This window comes from Viridibacillus soli (assembly GCF_016612995.1).
GTDB classification, from domain to species: domain Bacteria; phylum Bacillota; class Bacilli; order Bacillales_A; family Planococcaceae; genus Viridibacillus; species Viridibacillus soli.
The window spans coordinates 25299-47290 of sequence record NZ_JAEOAH010000023.1 but is presented as its reverse complement, the minus strand read 5'-3'; the positions used below and the strand labels follow the sequence as shown (position 1 = coordinate 47290).

Sequence of the window (21992 nt, the reverse complement as noted above, 5' to 3'; positions counted from 1 at the left end):
TATGTGAACTCGCTTTCTTTTTAGTATTTATTATACATGATTTAAATAAACTATTTGAGTAATTGTTCTTGGAGTTGTAAACTATCATGTAGGTTCATTAGTTTTACGGAGAATGGAAGGTTTTTATGTCATCATTAATGAAGGGCACTGCCATATTAACAATTGGTATGTTTTTATCGAAAGTACTTGGCCTCGTCTACATATTCCCGTTTTATGCCATTATTGGGCAAGAAAATGTGGCGTTATATTCGTATGCCTACATTCCATATACAATAATGCTGTCAGTGGCTATTTCTGGCGCGCCGATTGCAGTTTCAAAATTTGTATCGAAATACAATAGTCTCGGTGATTATGAATCAGGGCGTAGGCTTGTGAAATCAGGTTTGCTCATTATGACAATCACGGGTTTTTTATCGTTTTTATTACTTTATTTCTTAGCAACGCCGATTGCACATTTAGTAATTAAAGATGAGGAACAAATTTTCACAGTTGATCAAATAGCTTCAGTTATTCGTTGGGTCAGCTTTGCACTTATTGTCGTGCCGTTTATGAGTTTATTACGAGGATTCTTCCAAGGCTATGACCATATGAAGCCAACTGCTATTTCGCAATTAGTTGAGCAGATTGTACGAATTATTGCACTTTTAGTCGGTTCGTTTTTAGTAATGAAGGTATTTAGTGGTGCGGCCAAAACGGCTGTGTCATTTGCGGTGTTCTCAGCATTTATCGGAGCACTCGGAGGATTAATAGTCATGTATTATTATTGGAAACGCTTGAAGCCGGAGTTTGATTTGAAGCTTGCGCAAAGTGTTTCTTCAGGAAAGTTATCATATAAAGAAATTTATTCAGAAGTTATTCGTTATTCCATTCCATTTGTTTTCGTTGGGGTGGCTAATCCGCTGTTCCAATTGGTAGATATGCTGACATTCAATACCGCGATGACGAATATTGGACTTTCTAAAGTAACGGATATTTATCTTGGTATGTTAAATTTCAATACACATAAAATTGTCATTATACCTGTTATGCTTGCAACTGGTTTTTCAATGGCTTTAGTACCAACGATTACACAATATTATACGAAAAAACAACATGGTGCGTTGATAAATGCAATGGATAAAACGTATCAAATACTATTGTTTATAACATTACCAGCTGTAGTTGGTATTTCACTGTTATCTACTGATTTGTACCATGTGCTTTTTTCAAATAGTGCAGCAGGGTCGAGCATTTTAGCTGCCTATGCACCGGTTGCCATTTTATTTGCGTTCTTTCAAGTAACTGCGGCATTACTACAAGGCATTGACTATCAAAAATGGATTGTCTTTAGCTTATTAACAGGTATTTTGATTAAACTGGCAATTAATATACCCTTGATAGAAGCGATGCAAACAAAAGGTGCTATATTAGCAACTGCGATTGGCTATACGGTTTCTATTCTAATCAATATGGTTGTATTAAAAAAAGCGCTAGATTATAGATCAAAAATGGTCATTAGACGTTCAATATTAATTATTGTATTAACTATTATTATGGCTGCATTTGTTATTGTCGTGCATAAAGGGTTAACATTGATCGTACCTGATCCTTCTAAGGGGTTAGCGCTAATATATGTAGTAATTTGTTCATGTGTAGGGGGAGTTGTTTATGCTTTCCTTTCACTACGAATTGGCTTAGCTCAAAAGTTATTAGGGGAACGTATTGCAAGGATTTCACGTAAGTTTGGTATGTAGGAGGAAAAAATGCGTTTAGATAAATTGTTATCCAATATGGGCTACGGCTCACGTAAAGAAGTAAAGCAACTTCTAAAAATGAAAGCAGTAACGGTCGATGGGGTAGTAGAAAAAGATGTTTCAAAACATGTAGATCCCGTTGAACAAAATGTATCCGTACTAGGAGAGCGCGTGCATTATCAAGAATTCATTTATTTAATGATGCACAAACCACCAGGCGTCATTTCTGCAACGGAAGATTTGCATGATCAAACGGTAATCGATTTGTTAGAACCATTTCATGCACATTTTGAACCGTTCCCTGTAGGTCGTTTAGATAAAGATACAGAAGGGTTACTGCTAATCACAAACGATGGTACATTGACGCATAATTTATTGTCACCGAAAAAGCATGTACCTAAAGTTTATTATGCAAAAATTGATGGAGAAGTAACGACAGAGGATATTGAAGCATTTTCTAAAGGTGTGATGTTAGAAGATGGTTATATGACGAAGCCTGGTGAGTTAGTCATTTTAAATGCAGGCCCTACCTCTGAAATTGAATTGACAATTTCTGAAGGGAAGTTTCATCAAGTAAAGCGTATGTTTGAATCTGTTGGAAAAAAGGTGACGTATTTAAAACGTCTTTCAATGGGCGCATTGCAGTTAGATGAGGAGTTAGCGCTTGGCGAGTACCGAGAGCTGACGGAAGAAGAATTAAATAGCTTAAAATCTTAAAACAAAAAGAATGACCAAGCGACGCAGCATGGTCATTCTTTTTTACATATTAATAAATATGGAAGTTCATTTGTGAGGACGTTTTACCATCAGCATGTTAAATCTAGTTAAGGCAATTAGTTAAACGTCGTGTTCAACGAAAAGCGTGAGATCAAACTCGTCGAATCTTTCTAAGATGTCATTTTCACTTTTTTACGCGTCGTTGTCCAGTTACCTCGACTTGGGCTTTCTATCAAGTCATTAAAGGCTAACACATTCAAATCTCTTTGAATGGTGCGAGGAGTGATGCCGAATTCATCGACTAAATCCTGTGTCGATACAGTCCCATTGCTAAGAATGTACATATACACATCTTTAATACGATTGAGCATCCGATCAGTAGTTGGTTTCAAGGTTGAACCACTCCTTCATCTTAATTCTCATGGCAAAGACTAGCGGACGACAATATTTGCGAGGTATTTCAGGCTTGTTTTCGTTTGCCTTAGACATCCCCTTCTCTTAGTTGTTGGTCAGAATATGATTATCTGACAATTCAATTATAGCGAAAAACGTTGTACTTTTCCATCATTTTGTTTACATTTACAAAGTTGTAACAGGATGTTCATAGTTATTAACGAATTATTTAATGGGTCTATTGGTAAAATGTTCGTGTTTTGTTAAACGGTATGTTATTTCTATCTTCGTAGAACGAGTAAGGTGTAAAATAGACTCAAGAAGTGTAGGGAGGAATTTAAATGAACTGGTTAAAACAAGCTGAAGCACGACAAGATGAATTAATAAAAGAGCTACAGGAATTAGTGCAAATAGAAAGTGTTTTAGATGAAGCAACTATTTCTGAAGATGCACCATTTGGAGTGGGACCATTAAAAGCGATGAAATGGTTGTTACAAAAAGGTGAAGATCAAGGCTTAGTTACAAAAAATATCGACAATATGGCTGGTCATATTGAAATGGGCTCTGGTGAAGAATTAGTTGGAATCCTTTGTCACGTAGATGTTGTGCCTGCGGGTAGTGATTGGGTACATCCGCCATTTGGTGGCGCTGTGGAAGATGGTAAATTATTTGGACGCGGAGCAATTGATGATAAAGGACCAACAATGGCTGCTTGGCTGGCGATGAAAATGGTAAAAGATGCGGGGATCCAATTAGATCGCCGTGTTCGATTAATCATTGGTTCTGATGAAGAAACAGGATTCCGTTGTGTAAATCGTTATTTTGAAAAAGAAGAAATGCCAACATTAGGGTTTGCACCAGATGCTGATTTTCCAATTATTAATGCAGAAAAAGGGATTGCTGTATTAGTATTTAGCCAGCAGCAAAAATCGTCTAAAAACGAACAATTAATTTCTTTAAAAGCAGGACGCCGTACGAATATGGTACCTGATTTTGCCGAAGCAATGATTCAAAATGTGTCAGCTGATTTTGAATTAGCATTCCATGCGTATTTACAAAATGAGAATTTACAAGGTGTGATTGAAAAAGCAGGAGATGTCTTCACTGTTTCTGTTAAAGGGAAATCTGCACATGCAATGGAGCCAGATGCAGGTGTCAATGCAGCAGTTAAATTAGCGGCATTTTTGAACACTGTATTAACATCACCCCAGTCGAAAGAATTTGTTCAATTTCTAGTAACAGCCTTTGGCGAAGAAACGCGTGGTCATGCATTAGGACTGGCTTTTAATGATGATATGTCGGGTGACACAACCTTCAATGCGGGAGTTATAGAATTTACTGCGGGTAAAGGTGGGGAAGTGCAAGTAAGTATGCGCTATTCTGTCACATATCCATATGATGAGAAAATAACAGCAGTTCAAGAAAACCTTGCAAAAGCTGGATTTGCTTTAGATATCCCAGAAAACTCTGAGCCGCATTATGTAGATGAAAAAGAAGAGCTAATTCAAAAGTTGTTTAAAGTTTATGAACGCAATACCGGAGAAAAAGCTGAATTATTATCAATCGGTGGTGGCACATATGCCCGTGAATTAAAAACAGGTGTGGCATTCGGTATGTTATTCCCTGGTGAACCAGATATCGCCCACCAAGCGGATGAGTTTGTAGTAGTTGAAAACTTAGTAAAAGCAGCTGCCATTTATGCAGATGCTATCGTTGAATTAGCAACAAAATAAATTTTTACCTTTTTTGAAGCGGGAAAATATAGTAGACTAATTATTAACCCCCTTTCAATTATTTGGATGGGGGTTTGTTGAATATTACTTTTAAGATAAAAGGAGCTATTAAATCAATGTCTAATTTGAGAAAAAACAGTCTTTTAATCGTAGCAACAGTTCTATTCTTTAGTTTACTAACATACATAACATCTACGACAGCGGATGCAACTGAAAAACCTGTCTACACGGTTTCACCTTCATCAGAGCCTCTCAATAAGAATCTGATGAATTATTCTACATATAACGATTATACAGAGCAATATTATATGTTACGATCATATCTCGAAAAGTTAGAAAAAACGGGTGGCGGTAAGCTTATCTTGGAGAAGGGTACATATACGATTACAAATGCTTTGTATGTAGCATCTAACGTTACGATAGAATTTAACGATGGTGTTAAAATTATAAAAGGAAAAAAAACCGGCACATCTAAAATGAAGCCGTCAAAATCAATATTCCAATTAGTGCGCCCATCGAAAGCAAGAGAAGATGATGCATACGGGAAATTTAATGGAGAAAAGAATATTTCATTGATTGGAGAAGGGCAAGTAACAATCGATATGAAGTATGATCTAGGTGCTATCTCAATTATTATGGGTCATAACCAAAATGTGGAGATAAGTAATCTCACATTTAAAAATATGTATTCAGGCCACTTTATAGAATTAGATGCTTCCAAAAATGTAGTTGTAGAAAATTGTACATTTGATGGTTCGAAAAAATATGAAGGGTACAATAAAGAAGCCATCAATATAGATACACCAGATGCTTCAACAGGTGGATGGAGTCAAATTTGGAGTAAATTCGATGCACAACCAAACTTTAATGTTCGAATGGAAAACAATACATTCAATAAGGTTGATCGAGCAATAGGTACACATAAATATTCCGGTGGTAAATACCATGATCATATTATTATTCGAAATAATAAGATTTCCAATACACGTTCGGATGCTATTCGTGTTATGAACTGGTCAAATTCAGTCATTGAAAATAACACATTTACAAATATAAATGATGGTAAAGTAAGTTTACGTGGCATTTTAGCTAGCGGTGCGGTTAATCCAACTTTTCAAAATAATGTATTTACTAATGTGAACCGTCCAATGCAATTTATGGTTTGGCAAAATAATGGTACTGGCGAAGATTATGAACCAATTTTTAATGACTTAAGTGAAAAAAATAAAAAAGCATTAGAAATGAATAAAGGGCATAATATGAAAGAATTCTTCATCCGCATATCGAATGAGGCATTCCAAAATCTCTTAAAGCCTGAGAAAATATATATTACTGAGTATTAAAAGTCGCTCGGTTCCGATGTAAAAAAGTGCAATGAAGCGTACGTATTCATTGCACTTTTGTGATTATTATGATAATAATGATGCATATAACTAAGAGCAGCAAATGCATAGAAACAACATAAGGAGATGCTTGAATGACAACAATACTTTGGAATGATCGTTTAGTAAAAGAGGAAGAAATTCATCTTTCTGTAGAAGACCGTGGCTACCAATTTGGTGACGGAATTTATGAAGTAATTAAAATTTATAGCAGTTTAATGTTTACGGTAACAGAGCATATCGATCGTTTTTATGAAAGTGCGGATAAAATTAAACTAGTTATCCCATATACGAAGGATGTTCTCCATAAAATGCTGTATGATCTGATTGAAGATAATCAAATCGTTGATGGCCATGTCTATTTTCAAATTACACGTGGCTCTTCACCACGAGCACACGCTTTTCCAACAACAGCTACAGAACCCGTTTTTATCGCTTATACAGTGGCAGGGGAGCGTCCATTCGAACATTTTGAGCAAGGTGTAAAAGCTAAATTTGTAGAAGACATTCGTTGGTTACGCTGTGATATAAAAAGTTTGAATTTGCTCGGTAATGTATTAGCAAAAGAAACAGCTCAACAAGCAGGTTGTTTTGAAGCTGTCCAACATCGTGGTGATATCGTAACGGAAGGTTCATCATCAAATCTTTATGGTATAAAAGACGGTGTGCTTTACACACATCCAACAACTAATTTAATTTTAAATGGTATTACTAGAAGAGTGATTATGTCTCTTTGCGTGGAAATTGGCTTGCCAGTAAAAGAAGAATCATTTACAACAGACCAAGCTGTAGCGATGGATGAATTCTTTATGTCTTCAACAAGCGCAGAAGTAACACCAATTATTCAAATTGATGATTATAAAATAGGTAAAGGTACACCTGGTGAGTGGACTAGAAAATTACAAGCGGCTTTTGAAGCGCGTATCCAACAACTAGTGACTTTTTAATTTACAAAATAAGGGGGTAGAGTAGGCAAAAGAAATGCCTTCTCTATTTTTTTTTGCTATCCTCATGTAGAATAAAGACATAAAGCAGTAAAGATAATCCTACTTTTGAACGAAATAAATTTGGGAGGTACGCATAGAATGGCACAACTAGTTAAGCTACAAGATTATACTTCACGCTATCAAATCGATTTAAAACGCTATCCAACCCAATTTGTACGATTGAAACTAATGCAATGGGAGCGTATGAAAAAAGAATGGGAATCTGGTGAGGACTTATCACATTGGAAGCATGAGAATGAGACTGAGGAAGTTGAAGAAAAATCGCGTAATCATTTTTTTAAAAAAATGTTTTCATTCTCGCGCAAAAAGAAAGAACAGCCTTGGGAACAAGAGCATGAGCAGGATGACGAATGGCAAGAAGGAATTCCGCATCATAAAGAAATGGATGGGGATGACATACCTGAGGAATTATCGACACTGGATTTTGAGCCGAATATTTTATATCACCCTCAATCTATGGAAGAATTAAAGCGTATGTATATCGATCAACTATTCCATTTTCAATTGAAATGGGCTAGTTCCACTTTAAGAGAAAAATCATATGTTGATCCAAAATACCATCGTGATTCATTATTAAGAGCATTAACTCAAAATCTTCCTGACAGTTATTTATTATTTTACTATCCTATTTTCCAATTGAAAAAAGCGCCGATTGAGATGGGGATTATTTTACTAACTCCGACAGATTGTCTTTGTATTCAAGTGCTAGAAGAGGAAGATCAAGCTGCATTTATCGGTAGTGGCGATCGTTTTTGGCTTAAAAAGGTTGGTAAGACAGATAAAAAAGTATTAAGCCCATTAATTAGCTTAAAGCGTATGGAATCTATTTTGAAACAATTATTTAGTCATGATCAAATCGATATACCGATTCATAAAATTGTGCTATCCCGCAACGGTTATATCGATTACCCTGGTTCTACTTATGGGGTTAATTTTATTGATAAACGTAAATTTCCTGAATGGTTTTCACAATTGAAAAGAAATCCTTCACCAATGAAGCATATGCAATTTAAAGCAGCCCAAACCCTATTAAACACGGTGCAAACAACATCATTCCATCGCACGGATTGGGATATGAAGGAAGCAGAAAACGATAAGTGAAAGTTGTTTTTATCATTAATGAAAAGGCGGGAAATGGTGCTGCTAAGCGAAAATGGAAGAATCTAAGAAAATCATTACAAATACCATACAAACTAGAGTATACAGAATATCCGGGCCATGCAACCGAAATTGCTAAGCGCTATGCAACCATTGCCACGAAATTTTCTGACAAGCATTTATTAATCGCAATTGGCGGGGATGGCACTGTTCATGAAGTTGTACAAGGCGTTATAACTACTGGTGAAGTTTATATCGGAGCAATCAGTGCAGGCTCTGGCAATGACTTTGGACGAGGGTATGAAACATTTACAGAAGCGTCAGAAATAGTCAGATTCACCCAGCAACATAGTAATGCTAAAGTGATGGATATAGGTGTTCTGCAAAAGAATGATGAGACACTTTATTATATTAATAATGCAGGAATCGGCTTCGATGCATATATATCCAAGATTTCAAATGAATCAAAGCTTAAGCGATATTTTAATTTTTTCCGTTTAGGGAAACTGACATATGTCTTTTTTTTACTAAAGGCTTTGAATCGTTTTAAAACGTTTTCGATTAAGGTTATACATAATGGGGAAGAACAAGTATATGACAATGTTTGGCTTGTAGTGGCAAGTAATCAGCCATATTTTGGTGGAGGAATGAAAATTTCGCCTTCCTCCAATCCAAGTGATCACAACATTGAGTTGACGATTATTTATAACATTTCACGTTTAAAATTATTGCTACTTTTTAGTACAGTGTTTTTTGGCAAACATACGGGAATTAAAGCAGTGCAACAGTATTCAGGTGAGGCATTTGAAGTGGACATTCACGGTGAAGTTATTGGTCATACAGACGGTGAATTTGCTGGTATTACGGAAAAAAATCAGCGTATTCACTTCGGTGTTATGCATCATGCATGGCATCTAGCAAGAAAGACTTCTTGACGAATGTACGGCTTTCTTTAATAATGAGAAGTTGAACATACGAAATAACAGAAATGAGGAAAGCAATTGAGACTTCGACATAAACCATGGGCTGAAGAATTTATCGCAAGTCACCCAGACATCGTCGTTCCAAATCCTGAAGAGCAAAAAGGCAAATGGAATGAAGTATTTAATAATGACAATCCATTGCATATTGAAGTAGGAACAGGTAAAGGTCAATTTATCACAGGAATGGCGCTTGCTAATCCAGAGATTAACTATATCGGTATTGAACTTTTCGATAGTGTCATCGTAAAAGCAGTTGAAAAAGTACAAGCTGCAGGTCAGCCAGCTAACTTACGTTTATTAAAAGTAAACGGTGCAGATTTAGAGGAATTTTTCGGGAAAACGGATGTGGATTGCGTATATTTAAACTTCTCTGATCCATGGCCAAAAACACGCCATGCAAAAAGAAGATTAACACATGAAGGCTTCTTGAAAATTTATGAGAATATTTTACCTGATCACGGTGAAATTCACTTCAAAACGGATAACCGTGGCCTATTTGAGTATTCTTTAGTTAGTATGTCACAATATGGTATGAAACTTGAGTATGTCTCACTAGATTTACATGTGGAAATGCCTGAGGATAATATTATGACTGAATACGAAGAGAAATTCTCTGCAAAAGGTCAACCAATTTACCGCGTAGAAGCTCAGTTCCAATTACCTGAAGAGAAATAACAAATTTAAAAGTGCAGTTGCTTATTGTGAGCTACTGCATTTTTTATTTGTTCAAAAAAATAGAACAACCTTTTTGGTCATGTTACAATGCAAATGAAGAATTATTCATTTTTATATAAAAATAGAAATGCTTAGGTCTTTAGCTTTTTTAACAAGGGGGAAAAGAAAATGGATCAATTTAAATTTCACGACATGACATTCACATGGCTCAAAGGGGGAACCATTTTTTTAGATGGCGGAGCGATGTTCGGGGTAGTGCCAAAGCCACTTTGGTCACGCAAATACCCTGTCAATGACAACAACCAAATTGAAACCTCAACAGATCCAATTTTAATCCAGTATCAAGGCAAGAATATACTTATCGATACAGGTGTTGGGAACAATAAATTTACTGAAAAACAGCTGAGAAACTATGGTGTGACAGAACAATCATTTATCGATGATGGCTTAGTAGCAATGGGGTTACTGACTGAGGATATCGATTATATATTAATGACCCATCTACACTTTGACCATGCTTGTGGGTTAACAAAATGGGAACAGGACGAGCTAGTGCCAACCTTCCCAAATGCTAAAATATTTGTATCACAAGCAGAATGGAATGAAATACGCGAACCAAATATTCGTTCAGCTAATACGTATTGGAAAGAAAATTGGGAGCAGGTACAACATCAAGTAGAGACATTTAATGACAAATTAGAAGTATTACCTGGTATTGAAATGATCCATACAGGTGGTCATAGTGATGGACATAGTATCATTAAGGTAACGCAAAATGGTGAGACGATTCTACATATGGCGGACATAATGCCAACACATGCGCATCAAAATCCACTATGGGTACTTGCGTATGATGACTACCCAATGACATCTATTTTTGCAAAGGAAAAGTTAATGAAAGAAGCATTAGAAAATAGCTACTGGTTTAGCTTCTATCATGATGCACACTATCGAATGATCAAATGGAATGAAACAGGTAAGGAAGTAATCGGTGAATTAAAACGTACGAGAGAATAGATTAGAAATCAGCGGGGGTTCCTCGCTGATTTTTTTGGAATAATGGAAAATAACTTTCAAGAAAATCAAAAAAAAAATGAAATGACTTAGGGTTTTTGAGGAAGTAAAGCCAATGGATGGTGGTTTTATTTTAATCTATTGAAAAGAAAAAACTCCTCAATAGAGAGGAGCTTTAGGATAATACATAGATTATACGCGCACTAAGTCAACAATTGAGCCTGTCTTCGCATCAGCAGCGAACTCGAAGCTCTCTGTCTTGCCATTTTGTACGCGAGAAATACCACCTTTATATACAGGGATTTCTATGTTTTCTTTTTTGAAAACTTCAGGTACCATGAAAATCCATGATCCATCGATGGGACCTTCTTGTTTAAATAAGTCTTTAATATTATTCAATACGGAATTCGCTGGCTTGTTTGGATAAATTTTTTCACTAGCTTCTTTAATTACGTAAGCTGCAGCAAGACCAGTAGCTACGCCAAGTAAGAAATCACGTAATTTCATAGATAACTTCCTCCCTATATTTCATATAAAGCTAGTGTACCACATCCATTATATGGAGGGAAAATGTGAGGGTAGGTTGAAGGGAGTTCTCTTAGGGGATTTATGCGCAATCTGTGTAAATTTACGTTCATAACATATTGTTTTTCTAATTAAGGTTTATTGCTATATTTTAAATCCGGAGATCTATGTTTCTTTAATCCAATAAAAAATCTATGGTGTTGAGTCATAGAAGCAGGAGTTTGAGTCATAGAAGCAGGAGTTTGAGTCATAGAAGCAGGAGTTTGAGTCATAGAAGCTAGAGTTTGAGTCATAGAAGCTAGGGACTGAGTCATAGAAGAGGGACTGAGTCATAGAAGCTAGGGACTGAGTCATAGAAGAGGGACTGAGTCATAGAAGCTAGGGACTGAGTCATAGAAGTTAGAGTTTGAGTCATAGAAGCTAGGGACTGAGTCATAGAAGAGGGACTGAGTCATAGAAGCTAGAGACTGAGTCATAGAAGCTAGAGACTGAGTCATAGAAGTTAGAGACTGAGTCATAGAAGTTAGAGCTTGAGTCATAACAGTTAAACGAGCGCCCTCAGAATTTCGATGACCGAAATATAATGCTAGTAAATATATCAGTTTTTAGCTAGAATAAAGAATATAGTGGCTCATTAAGGGAGGCTTTTTAATTGAATCAAGAAACTTTGGAAATGTTTAAAACGTTAACAGAATTACCAGGTGCACCGGGGGATGAAAGTGCTGTGCGTGCATTTATGCGACAAGAGTTGTCTAAGTATTCGGACGAAATTGTTCAAGACAATTTGGGCGGCATTTTTGGATTGAAAAAGGGTGACGATAATGGTCCGCGTATTTTAGTTGCTGGGCATATGGATGAAGTAGCTTTTATGGTAACGTCTATTACTGAAAATGGACTGATTCGTTTCCAACCGCTTGGTGGCTGGTGGAACCAAGTAATGCTTGCGCAACGTGTTGAAGTATATACGACAAACGGTGCTATTCCGGGCGTTATTGCTTCAGTACCGAAGCATTTATTGACACCTGAAATGCAAGCAAAACCAATGGAAATTAGCAATATGCTAATTGACGTCGGCGCAGATGACAAAGCAGATGCAGAGAAGATGGGCATCATCCCTGGACAATCGATTATTCCAATTTGTCCATTCACACCGATGGCAAATTCTAAAAAAATTATGGCAAAAGCATGGGATAATCGCTATGGATGTGGACTTGCGATTGAATTATTAAAAGAATTGAAAGACGAAAAATTGCCGAATACATTATATTCAGGTGCGAATGTAATGGAAGAGGTTGGCCTACGCGGAGCAAAAGTATCTGCTAATATGATCAAACCGGATCTATTCTTCGCATTAGATGCTAGTCCAGCAAACGATGTTTCAGGTGATAAAACACAATTCGGTCAGCTTGGTAAAGGTCCTTTACTTCGTATTCTAGACCGTACGATGATTACACATAAAGGAATGCGTGAATATATTTTAGATACAGCAGAATCTAATAATATTCCGTACCAATATTTCGTCTCACCAGGCGGTACAGATGCGGGGAATGTACATATCTCTAATGACGGTGTACCAAGCTCTGTAATTGGTATTTGCTCACGCTATATTCATACACATGCATCAATGATTCATACGGATGATATTGATGCTGCGAAAGAATTAATCGTAAAACTTGTGAAAAATGCAGATCGTACGACTCTAGAAACAATCCGTTCAAACGGCTAATTTGTTGTAATACGAAAGGGTTCCTAGATGGAGCCCTTTTTCCTATGCAAAAAAGATTCACTAAAGGAGCAGAAAGTATGTTGGTAGCAATTGGGACAAAAAATAAAGCTAAAATAAGCGCCGTAGAAACGGTTGTAAAACAATTACTAAATGAGCAAATAGAATTCCAGTATATCGCTGTTGAATCAGGTGTATCCGCACAACCTATGTCGGATGCTGAAACAAGAGAAGGAGCCATTAATCGTGCGCTAAATACACACACGGCATCGAAAGCAGATTTTTCATTTGGTTTAGAAGGTGGCGTGAAGGATGTTGGCGGTGTCATGTACGTATGTAACTGGGGTACTCTAGTTTTAAAAGATGGCACAATTATTACTGCAGCAGGTGCACAAATTCCTTTGCCAAATGTAATAGCTACAGCCGTCAATAGTGGTCTTGAGCTAGGTCCGGTAATGGACGAATATACACAACAAAATGATATTCGTCAGCATTCTGGGGCAATTGGTATTTTCACAAAAGACTTAATTGATCGAAAAGAAATGTTCGAACATGTTATAAAACTGTTAATTGGGCAATACTTCTTCCAAAAAGGATGACTTTGGCCCTTTTAGTAACGCTTTAGGGGGCAAAGCACTATAGTTGCATGGACTCTATAACATCTTTAAAATAGAATGGAGTTCATGCAAGGACGGAGGATGGCATGTCACGTTATATCATTTTAATGTTACTAGGTGTTTCTGTACTGGCAAGTCTAGTAGGGTGTGGACAAACTGTTGACGAAAAGATGGATCAGGGAATAGCAAATGCAGAAAGTATTTTTAAAGCTAATCCTGAGAAAAGTACCGAACAAGTAAATAAAATTAAATTCTATCTACCTTCGGGATATGAAATAGAAGCCTCATCTGATGATACGAATATTATATTATCCAAAAACAATAATGCTTTTGTTCTATTTAATAATCCTAATGAGAGTGCTGATAGTGATAGGTTTTACAAATCTTTGAAAGCGGATAAAGAGGCTAATATAGTAAAAGAACATTCATTTAAACAGAAGAATCGTTTCGGCTTTGTTAGTGTTCTGAAGAGCGATGATAAACAGTATGAGATCATCGTTAGCAATGGCGGCGTTAAAATGACGACCGTGACAAATGGTGACGATATAGATGAGTTAATAGAGCAAATGATGCAAATTGTACGCTCATTAAAAATCACTAAAAAGTGAGGTTAAGAAAATGCAAAGTTTACAAACTATTGAACAATTTTCAGTGTTGAAAGCACAAGGGAAAACAGTCTTTTTATTTACAGCTGGTTGGTGTCCAGATTGTCATTTTATCGAGCCATTCTTGCCACAAGTAGAAGAGAAGTTCACCGATGTACAATTCGTTTCAGTAGATCGTGATGATTTTATTGACTTATGTGGGGACTTAAACGTATTTGGAATTCCAAGTTTTGTTGCATTTGAGAACGGTGAAGAAAGTGCGCGTTTTGTAAGCAAGGATCGTAAAACACAAGATGAAATCGAAGTATTTATAAAATCTTTATAAGTCATAGGGAACAGTAAAAGAAAAGCTGTCTGATGCGGTTCACTAAGAAGTGAGCCGTATGTTTATGTGAAAATAAAAGGGAGTTGAAGCAGTTGAAATCTAAAGAGCTAGTCAAAAAGCTACAAGAACGATTGAGTGATACTCACTTTGAATGGCAATTTGATGAAAAGCATAACAAAGTAAGATTAGATCATAAAGAGTTAGGTAAAGGAATGGACATTTCATTACCAGGTATTCTTTCTAAATATACAACGAAAAAAGAGCTGGCGATTGATGAAGTGATTTATACAATTCAAGAAACATTTGCTGCGATGGAAAAAGAGCAAGCAGAAGGTTTTAAGGATTTAGATAATATCTTTCCAATCATCCGTTCTACATCTTTTCCAAAAAAATCAAAAGAAGGACATGACTTCGTTACATCAGATCATACAGCTGAAACACGTATTTACTATGCTCTTGATCTTGGGAATACGTATCGTTTAATCGATGTTAGTATGTTGGAAAAGTTAAATATATCTACAGAACAATTAAAAGAAGCGGCTAGATTTCAAATAAGAAAGCTGAATACGAAGACAAAAAAAGATGAAGTAGCTGAAAATGTTTTTTACTTTTTAAATGAGAATGATGGCTATGATGCAAGTCGTATATTAAATGATGCCTTTTTAAAGGAAATGCGTGGTAAAATTGAAGGGGATATGACTGTGTCTGTACCGCATCAAGACGTGTTAATCATTGGTGATATTCGTAACGAAGCGGGTTATGATGTATTAGCGCAAATGACGATGCACTTCTTTACAGTAGGTACAGTGCCAATTACATCACTGTCATTTATTTATGAAGATGGCGAATTAGAGCCAATCTTTATATTAGCTAAAAACAGAGTGAAAAAGGAGCAAGAGAAAAAATGATCGTATCATACAACAAAGCTTATGTGGGGGACGTATTACTCGTTCAATTATCAACAGAAGCAATCGTAAAAACTAGTCTAGAAAAGCACGGAGATGTCGTTCTATTAAAAGAAGAGTCTACTGGTGAAGTAAAAGGATTTAACCTTTTCAACGCAAGCACATATCTGCAAATTGAAGAGCAAGGCAATATTGCAATTACAGAACAGCTAGTTTCAGCAATTGAAGCAGCAATCGCTAAAAATGGTGCAACATTAAATTTAGATGTCGATTTCACACCGAAATTTGTAATTGGCTATATTGAAGAACAAGAAAAACACCCAAATGCAGATAAACTAAATATTTGTAAAGTAAATATTGGAAATGAAACATTACAAATTGTTTGTGGCGCTCCGAATGTTGAAGCAGGACAAAAAGTAGTTGTAGCAAAAGTAGGTGCAGTGATGCCTTCAGGTATGCTGATTAAAGATGCAGAGCTACGAGGCGTTCCATCTTCAGGGATGATTTGTTCGGCACGTGAATTAGCAATACCAAACGCACCGCAAGTAAAAGGTATTCTAGTATTAGATGCTGCTGCTGTTGCAGGTACACCTTTCCAATTTTAATCTTTATTGTTAAAAAACGACATCTCCTGTTACAGAGATGTCGTTTTTGCTTATTTTTTGGCGAAAAAAGGAGAATAATATTTCGGTTTATTAAAAATGGTAAATTTCCATTACATTCTTTCGCTTCTCATTGCATAGACGGTAATATTACTGATAAAATGAATGCAACGATTTGGAAAAGAGTGATTCTAATGAAATGGTTTAAAAATGTAGTTGCTCGAATTATGGGTGATGAAATCGAAGAATATGATAATGAAAAAAAGAATAATAATGACAGAATAGAATATAACGATACATATGAAGAATATATAGAACAAGAATTTGACACTGCAAAAAAAGACGATCATGTCCCTGCATTTTTACGAAAAAGAGATGCTTTTCGATTCCCTGTAATTTCTGATGCTGAGCGCTCGCAAATGATTGATAAAGAGAGCCCACGCAAACAATCACCACAGCAGTCGAATAGACAAGCAAGACCAAAACCACAAGCAACAGAACAAGGGCAGTGGAATAACCAGCGCCAAAGACAGCAACAGGATCGCTTCCAAGCACCAGACCAAGAACAAGCACCATCACAAATGAGAAGACAACCATTAAGGTCAAATTCACAACAATCTCAAGAGCCAACTCACTTTGGCACTAGAGAGCAACGAAGACCAACGTCGACGAATCGTTATAATGAAGTGCCGGTGAAACAGGAGCGCATTAATCCGTTTAATCCAACGCCAAGTTATGACACAAAAAAACCTTACGGAGAAAGCCCAAGTACTCCCAATAGCCGTAGAGCGACTGTCTATGAGGATAAAGCTTCATCTGATTCAAAGCCAGAGCAAGTGAAAAAACAAAAATTCAAACCAACAAATGTGCCATCGCCCGTTTATGGTTTCCAAAAGCCGCCAATGCGCTCAATTTATGACCAATTAGAAGACAAGAATCTACATGAACAACAGCTGTCTGGTGACAATGTAGAAGTAACGGAACAAGCGGTTACAGAAACTGTAGAACCGTTAAATGTAAGACCTATTGTAGAACAAGTAAGCGTAAGTGTGCCAGTAACTGATAAGCTCAAAGTGACGGAAGTACAAGCAGTGGAAGAAGAAATCACTGAAGAAGTAGTCTCCGAGTCAGTTGTTATGGAAGCAGTAGAGAAAGAAGAGCCTGTAAATCATGAACAAATAATAGTTACGCCAACCACTTCACAGCCTGAAGAGGAACAATTCCAGCAAACAGCCACAACGGAACAAGAACCTGTAGAAGCGATGGAAGTGGTTGTCATGGAAGAAATAGCTACCGAGCCAGTTGTTGTGGAAGCAGTAGAGAAAGAAGAGTCTGTAAATCATGAACAAATAATAGTTACGCCAACCACTTCACAGCCTGAAGAGGAACAATTCCAGCAAACAGCCACAACGGAACAAGAACCTGTAGAAGCGATGGAAGTGGTTGTCATGGAAGAAATAGCTACCGAGCCAGTTGTTGTGGAAGCAGTAGAGAAAGAAGAGTCTGTAAATCATGAACAAATAATAGTTACGCCAACCACTTCACAGCCTGAAGAGGAACAATTCCAGCAAACAGCCACAACGGAACAAGAACCTGTAGAAGCGATGGAAGTGGTTGCCACGGAAGAAATAGCTACCGAGCCAGTTGTTATGGAAGCAATAGAGGAAGAAGAACCTGTAATTCAAGAACAAATAATAGTTACGCCAACTATTACACAGCCTGTAGAAGAGCAGTTCCAACAACAACAAACAACTGTTGCTGTTCAAGAGCGTGAAGAAGATTTAGAGCAAAATCAAGAAGTAAAATTAGTTGGGCAGGCACAAACTTATGAAGAAGAGCTTACTATAGAAGAAAAACCTGCCATTATCGAAGAGGTAATTTACCGTGCAGAAGAACCAGAAGAGCTTGCTACGTCTGAAAATGTCTCTGAAGAAGCACCTGCTTTAGTGCTAGACAGCATAGAAATACCAATGGATCCAATTAAAGTTCATGAACAGTTAGATGAAATGTCTTCTCCAACAGGCGAAGAGGGACCTACGGCAATAGCGGAACCGGTAAGAACAGAAGAAAGTAAACTTCCTTTTAATGTTCTAATGTTAAAAACAGATAAAGAGAAATGGGCAGCAAAAGAAGCCAAGTTTAAGCATGATTTTCAAGCAGAAGTAGTTGAACATGACACGTCCATTACAGTTATAGAAAAGCTTATGGAAACTAAGGCCACGGCACAATCTAAACAATTTACAGAGCTAGAACAGCCTATAGCGCAAAACTATGACGAAGAAGCAGTTGCGACAACAGTTGAGCAAGTCATTGAAGCAGCAGTGGAAGAGCCCGAACCGTCACGTATTAACGAAAATCTGGATACATCTCTACAATATTTAGAACCACCTGAAGAAAAAACAGAAGACTTTGAATGGATGGATATGCAAGGTGGAAGACTAATCGAAGCGCTATCGTATTTCCAAGTAAAAGGGGAAATTGTTCAAATCGTTCAAGGTCCAGCCGTCACGCAATTTGAAATTACGGTTGGTCACGGTACAAAAGTCAGTAAAATTCGTAACCTAGCAGATGATTTGAAACTTGCTCTTGCAGCGAAGGATATTCGTATTCAAGCACCGATTCCAGGTAAGAGCTCAATTGGAATTGAAATACCAAACCGTTCATCAAGACCGGTACGCATTTCTGAAATCGTCGGTGATCATTTATTTATTGATTCTGATTCGCCCCTTGAGGCTGCGTTAGGTCTTGATTTAACAGGAAAGCCAGTGACGCTTGACCTTCGTAAAATGCCTCATGGATTAATTGCAGGTGCAACGGGTTCTGGTAAATCGGTTTGTATTAACTCCATTTTGGTTAGTCTATTATTAAAAGCGAGCCCTCAAGATGTGAAGCTATTACTAATTGACCCGAAAATGGTTGAATTAGCAGCGTTTAATCATATACCACATTTAGTTAGCCCAGTTATTACCGATGTGAAGGCAGCTACTGCTGCTTTAAAATGGGCTGTAGAGGAAATGGAAAGACGTTATCAATTATTTGCACATCTTGGCGCAAGAGACATAACGCGTTATAATGCAATGGTTGAAGCAGAGCGTAAATTTTCATTGAAAATGCCTTATTTAGTTATTGTCATTGATGAATTAGCTGATTTGATGATGATGGCCCCTACCGATGTGGAAGAGGCGATTTGCCGAATTGCTCAAAAGGCGAGAGCTTGTGGCATGCATTTAGTGCTCGCAACACAACGCCCATCAGTCGATGTGATTACAGGTCTTATTAAATCGAATATACCAACACGTATTGCCTTCTCTGTGTCATCACATATTGATTCACGTACGATTTTAGATAGCCAAGGCGCAGAGCGATTATTAGGTCGCGGGGATATGCTGTACTTAGGGAATGGCATGTCTGCACCAATTCGTGTGCAAGGTACATTCGTTACGGATGAGGAAATCGAAGCAGTGACAGGCTATATGCGTTCGCTAGGTAAGCCAGAGTATATTTTTGAACAAGACGAATTGTTAAAAAGGGCTGAAGCTGTTGAGGAGCAGGATGAGTTATTTGAAGAAGCTTGCCGTCATATTTGTGAACAAGGTACAGTTTCAACATCGTCTTTACAACGAAAATTCCATATTGGCTATAATCGTGCAGCAAGATTGGTAGATATGATGGAAGCACAAGGGTTTATTTCCGAGTCTAAGGGAACTAAGCCAAGAGATGTCTTTTTGAAAACGCAGGATTTAGAAAACCTCTTTAATAATGCCTATGATGAAATGTAGTTTATTCATGACTAAATACTTATTATTTGAGAATAATAATGGTAGAAGAGTGGGAATTATCGTTTATTTAAGAAGTGAAGTAATCCATGTTATAATGAAAGATGTTTTAAAGATTTGATTATTCAAGGGTAAGGAAACTTTCCCAGGAGGTTTCAACATGACAGTTTATCATTTTACAGGAATTAAAGGATCAGGAATGAGTCCGCTTGCGCAAATTCTATTTGATTCAGGTGAAAAGGTTCAAGGTTCCGATATCGAAACATACTTTTTCACTGAGGATCCATTAAGAGAGCGCAATATTACAATTTTGCCTTTTGATGAAAACAACATTCAACAAGGGATGGTTGTAATTGCGGGTAACGCTTTTACGGACGAGCACCCAGAGCTTATTAAAGCACGTGAAATCGGTGTAGAAGTAATTCGTTATCATACATTCCTAGGGAAATATTTAGAACAATATACATCAGTCGCTATTACAGGTGCCCATGGTAAAACTTCAACAACAGGTTTAATGTCTCATGTGTTAGAAGGAGACAAGCCGACATCTTACTTAATCGGCGATGGTACGGGTGGTGGAGCAGTTGGTGCTCAAAACTTCGTTATGGAAGCGTGCGAATATCGCCGTCATTTCTTAGCGTATCATCCAGATTATGCAGTGATGACGAATATCGATTTTGATCATCCTGACTATTTTAAAGATATTGAAGATGTGTTTGATGCATTCCAAACTATGGCGTTACAAGTAAAAAAAGCAATTATTGCTTGCGGTGACGATGGACATTTACAAAAAATTCAAGCAAATGTGCCAGTCGTATTTTACGGCTTCGGTTCTGACAATGATTTTGAAGCGCGTAATGTAGAAAGAACAACAGAAGGTTCTACCTTCGATGTTTTCGTACGCAATGAATTCTATAGTAAATTCCATATTCCGATGTTCGGAGATCATAATGTATTAAATACTCTTGCGGTTATTTCTTTATGCCATTATGAAGGTATTCCAGCTGAAATAATTCAAGTACGTTTAAGCACATACCATGGCGTTAAACGTCGTTTTACAGAAACGACTTTTGCTACACGTACTTTAATCGATGATTATGCTCACCATCCAACAGAAATCAGTGCAACAATTCAATCTGCACGCCAAAAATTTCCGGATCGCGAAGTAGTCGCTATTTTCCAACCACATACATTTACACGTACTCAAGCATTCTTACAAGAGTTTGCCGACAGCTTAAGCAAAGCGGATAGTGTTTATCTATGTGATATTTTCAGTTCTGCACGTGAAAAATCAGGTGCCCTATCTATCCAAGACTTAGTTGACTTAGTCGATGGTAGTGAATTATTGGAATTAGAAAATATTTCGTCGTTATTAGAACATAAAGAATCTGTATTTTTATTTATGGGTGCAGGAGATGTCCATAAATTCCAAGAAGCATTTGAAGTATTTTTAATTGATGAAAATAACGTTTAATGCATGTGCATATATGTTTATAAAAAACAGTCCACTCCTCACTCTGAGGCTGAGCTGTTTTTTTGTTGGAAAAATAACTATTTTTGTAGTATAGTGATGTGGATTAGCAGGATTTTGCAGTATTTTGTTGAATGTATTGTATATGTAATGTTTAAATACATTCATTTTGTGGGAACTTTAAATGTATATAGTTAGGAGGGTGTTAGGATGATAGTAATTTTGTATATAGCGGCATTAGTTGCAGCAATTGGATTCCTTGTTTTATGCATAGGCTTAGCCATGACTTTAAATTCATTAAAGACGACACTTAACAATGTTGCCGGAACAATGGCAGGTATTGAAGGCCAAATGCAAGGGATTACACGCGAAACAACTGGCTTGTTAGAAAAGACGAATAGTTTGGCAACGGATATTCAGGATAAATCTCAACAGCTGAATACGGTTGTTCAAGCGGTTAAAGGTTTCGGTGATTCAGTAAACGGATTGAATAATTCAGTGCAACAAGTGACATCTTCTATTCATTCAAATGTTTCAAAAAACAGTGATCAAATTGCTCAAGTAATTCAATGGAGTAACGCTTTTATGGGAATACGTGGTAAAATGAAAGAGCGTAAAGCAAATAGCGAGTCAGTAACGGTTTTTACACCAGAAGAAGAAGCTACAATGAAAAGAAAAAGACGAAAATAAGATTTTGGGAGGCGCTAG

General features: G+C 37.0%; 20 protein-coding genes. 18 read left to right on the top strand and 2 right to left on the bottom strand.

Annotation, left to right across the window (positions count from 1 at the left end):
• Positions 1–125: 125 nt before the first annotated feature.
• Entirely contained in the window at positions 126–1733 is a 1608-nt protein-coding gene (locus JFL43_RS14610) for a putative polysaccharide biosynthesis protein (RefSeq protein WP_100794576.1), read from the top strand.
• A gap of 9 nt (positions 1734–1742) precedes the next feature.
• The gene (locus JFL43_RS14605; RefSeq protein WP_200749605.1) at positions 1743–2450 is read left to right on the top strand and encodes a pseudouridine synthase; all 708 of its coding nucleotides are present in this window, start codon (positions 1743–1745) and stop codon (positions 2448–2450) included.
• A 170-nt stretch (positions 2451–2620) separates the two neighbouring features.
• Here the strand turns inward: JFL43_RS14605 and JFL43_RS14600 are convergent, their stop codons facing one another.
• Positions 2621–2842, bottom strand: a complete 222-nt coding sequence (locus tag JFL43_RS14600) for a DeoR family transcriptional regulator (protein ID WP_100794574.1) — start codon at positions 2840–2842, stop codon at positions 2621–2623.
• 342 nt (positions 2843–3184) lie between these two features.
• On the opposite strand from JFL43_RS14600, the gene pepV reads away from it, so the two are divergent.
• The 7 genes from pepV to JFL43_RS14565 all read left to right on the top strand — a co-directional run bounded on the left by pepV (position 3185) and on the right by JFL43_RS14565 (position 10738).
• Positions 3185–4576 (top strand): dipeptidase PepV, encoded by a 1392-nt coding sequence (gene pepV / locus JFL43_RS14595; RefSeq protein WP_200749604.1) that lies wholly within the window; start codon positions 3185–3187, stop codon positions 4574–4576.
• Between the two features lie 116 nt (positions 4577–4692).
• Positions 4693–5919, top strand: coding sequence for a right-handed parallel beta-helix repeat-containing protein (locus JFL43_RS14590; RefSeq protein ID WP_200749603.1), 1227 nt, complete (start codon positions 4693–4695; stop codon positions 5917–5919).
• Positions 5920–6053: 134 nt separating this feature from the next.
• Entirely contained in the window at positions 6054–6905 is an 852-nt protein-coding gene (gene dat, locus JFL43_RS14585; protein WP_200749602.1) for a D-amino-acid transaminase, read from the top strand.
• A 138-nt stretch (positions 6906–7043) separates the two neighbouring features.
• Complete coding sequence (locus JFL43_RS14580) at positions 7044–8066, top strand: NERD domain-containing protein (RefSeq protein WP_200749601.1); 1023 nt, start codon at positions 7044–7046, stop codon at positions 8064–8066.
• Positions 8063–8998, top strand: a complete 936-nt coding sequence (locus tag JFL43_RS14575) for a diacylglycerol/lipid kinase family protein (RefSeq protein ID WP_200749600.1) — start codon at positions 8063–8065, stop codon at positions 8996–8998. Before JFL43_RS14580 ends, JFL43_RS14575 begins: the two co-directional genes overlap by 4 nt.
• A gap of 66 nt (positions 8999–9064) precedes the next feature.
• Positions 9065–9721 carry a tRNA (guanosine(46)-N7)-methyltransferase TrmB gene (gene trmB, locus JFL43_RS14570; protein ID WP_200749599.1) on the top strand — a complete coding sequence of 219 codons (657 nt, stop codon included), beginning with the start codon at positions 9065–9067 and terminating at the stop codon, positions 9719–9721.
• A 168-nt stretch (positions 9722–9889) separates the two neighbouring features.
• Positions 9890–10738, top strand: coding sequence for a YtnP family quorum-quenching lactonase (locus JFL43_RS14565; protein WP_200749598.1), 849 nt, complete (start codon positions 9890–9892; stop codon positions 10736–10738).
• 189 nt (positions 10739–10927) lie between these two features.
• Here JFL43_RS14565 and JFL43_RS14560 read toward each other — a convergent pair whose 3' ends face one another.
• Positions 10928–11242, bottom strand: coding sequence for a hypothetical protein (locus tag JFL43_RS14560; protein ID WP_200749597.1), 315 nt, complete (start codon positions 11240–11242; stop codon positions 10928–10930).
• Between the two features lie 670 nt (positions 11243–11912).
• On the opposite strand from JFL43_RS14560, the gene JFL43_RS14555 reads away from it, so the two are divergent.
• The 9 genes from JFL43_RS14555 (at position 11913) to JFL43_RS14515 (ending at position 21974) form a co-directional block, all read left to right on the top strand.
• A complete protein-coding gene (locus tag JFL43_RS14555) occupies positions 11913–12986 on the top strand; it encodes a M42 family metallopeptidase (RefSeq protein ID WP_100794565.1) in 1074 nt (357 codons plus the stop codon).
• A 44-nt stretch (positions 12987–13030) separates the two neighbouring features.
• Positions 13031–13582: a DUF84 family protein gene (locus JFL43_RS14550; protein ID WP_325166686.1), complete on the top strand. Its 552-nt coding sequence runs from the start codon at positions 13031–13033 to the stop codon at positions 13580–13582.
• A 104-nt stretch (positions 13583–13686) separates the two neighbouring features.
• Positions 13687–14208, top strand: a complete 522-nt coding sequence (locus tag JFL43_RS14545; protein ID WP_200749596.1) for a hypothetical protein — start codon at positions 13687–13689, stop codon at positions 14206–14208.
• Between the two features lie 10 nt (positions 14209–14218).
• Positions 14219–14530, top strand: a complete 312-nt coding sequence (locus JFL43_RS14540) for a thioredoxin family protein (protein WP_100794562.1) — start codon at positions 14219–14221, stop codon at positions 14528–14530.
• 92 nt (positions 14531–14622) lie between these two features.
• Positions 14623–15438, top strand: a complete 816-nt coding sequence (locus JFL43_RS14535) for a DUF1444 domain-containing protein (RefSeq protein WP_200749595.1) — start codon at positions 14623–14625, stop codon at positions 15436–15438.
• Entirely contained in the window at positions 15435–16040 is a 606-nt protein-coding gene (ytpR, locus tag JFL43_RS14530) for a YtpR family tRNA-binding protein (RefSeq protein ID WP_200749594.1), read from the top strand. The genes JFL43_RS14535 and ytpR overlap by 4 nt, the downstream gene beginning before the upstream one ends.
• A 191-nt stretch (positions 16041–16231) precedes the next feature.
• Positions 16232–19816 (top strand): DNA translocase FtsK, encoded by a 3585-nt coding sequence (locus tag JFL43_RS14525; protein ID WP_234447798.1) that lies wholly within the window; start codon positions 16232–16234, stop codon positions 19814–19816.
• A gap of 157 nt (positions 19817–19973) precedes the next feature.
• On the top strand, positions 19974–21287 hold the full coding sequence (murC, locus tag JFL43_RS14520; RefSeq protein ID WP_200749593.1) for a UDP-N-acetylmuramate--L-alanine ligase: 1314 nt from the start codon (positions 19974–19976) through the stop codon (positions 21285–21287).
• Between the two features lie 207 nt (positions 21288–21494).
• The gene (locus tag JFL43_RS14515) at positions 21495–21974 is read left to right on the top strand and encodes a DUF948 domain-containing protein (RefSeq protein WP_200749592.1); all 480 of its coding nucleotides are present in this window, start codon (positions 21495–21497) and stop codon (positions 21972–21974) included.
• Positions 21975–21992: the final 18 nt, after the last annotated feature.

Excerpts from the sequence above, each read along its gene's own strand:
- JFL43_RS14610 (WP_100794576.1), top strand. The coding sequence starts at position 126 with ATGTCATCATTAATGAAGGGCACTGCCATATTAACAATTGGTATGTTT.
- JFL43_RS14605 (WP_200749605.1), top strand. The coding sequence starts at position 1,743 with ATGCGTTTAGATAAATTGTTATCCAATATGGGCTACGGCTCACGTAAA.
- pepV (WP_200749604.1), top strand. The coding sequence starts at position 3,185 with ATGAACTGGTTAAAACAAGCTGAAGCACGACAAGATGAATTAATAAAA.
- JFL43_RS14590 (WP_200749603.1), top strand. The coding sequence starts at position 4,693 with ATGTCTAATTTGAGAAAAAACAGTCTTTTAATCGTAGCAACAGTTCTA.
- dat (WP_200749602.1), top strand. The coding sequence starts at position 6,054 with ATGACAACAATACTTTGGAATGATCGTTTAGTAAAAGAGGAAGAAATT.
- JFL43_RS14580 (WP_200749601.1), top strand. The coding sequence starts at position 7,044 with ATGGCACAACTAGTTAAGCTACAAGATTATACTTCACGCTATCAAATC.
- JFL43_RS14565 (WP_200749598.1), top strand. The coding sequence starts at position 9,890 with ATGGATCAATTTAAATTTCACGACATGACATTCACATGGCTCAAAGGG.
- JFL43_RS14560 (WP_200749597.1), bottom strand. The coding sequence starts at position 11,242 with ATGAAATTACGTGATTTCTTACTTGGCGTAGCTACTGGTCTTGCTGCA.
- JFL43_RS14550 (WP_325166686.1), top strand. The coding sequence starts at position 13,031 with ATGCAAAAAAGATTCACTAAAGGAGCAGAAAGTATGTTGGTAGCAATT.
- JFL43_RS14545 (WP_200749596.1), top strand. The coding sequence starts at position 13,687 with ATGTCACGTTATATCATTTTAATGTTACTAGGTGTTTCTGTACTGGCA.
- JFL43_RS14540 (WP_100794562.1), top strand. The coding sequence starts at position 14,219 with ATGCAAAGTTTACAAACTATTGAACAATTTTCAGTGTTGAAAGCACAA.
- ytpR (WP_200749594.1), top strand. The coding sequence starts at position 15,435 with ATGATCGTATCATACAACAAAGCTTATGTGGGGGACGTATTACTCGTT.
- JFL43_RS14525 (WP_234447798.1), top strand. The coding sequence starts at position 16,232 with ATGAAATGGTTTAAAAATGTAGTTGCTCGAATTATGGGTGATGAAATC.
- murC (WP_200749593.1), top strand. The coding sequence starts at position 19,974 with ATGACAGTTTATCATTTTACAGGAATTAAAGGATCAGGAATGAGTCCG.
- JFL43_RS14515 (WP_200749592.1), top strand. The coding sequence starts at position 21,495 with ATGATAGTAATTTTGTATATAGCGGCATTAGTTGCAGCAATTGGATTC.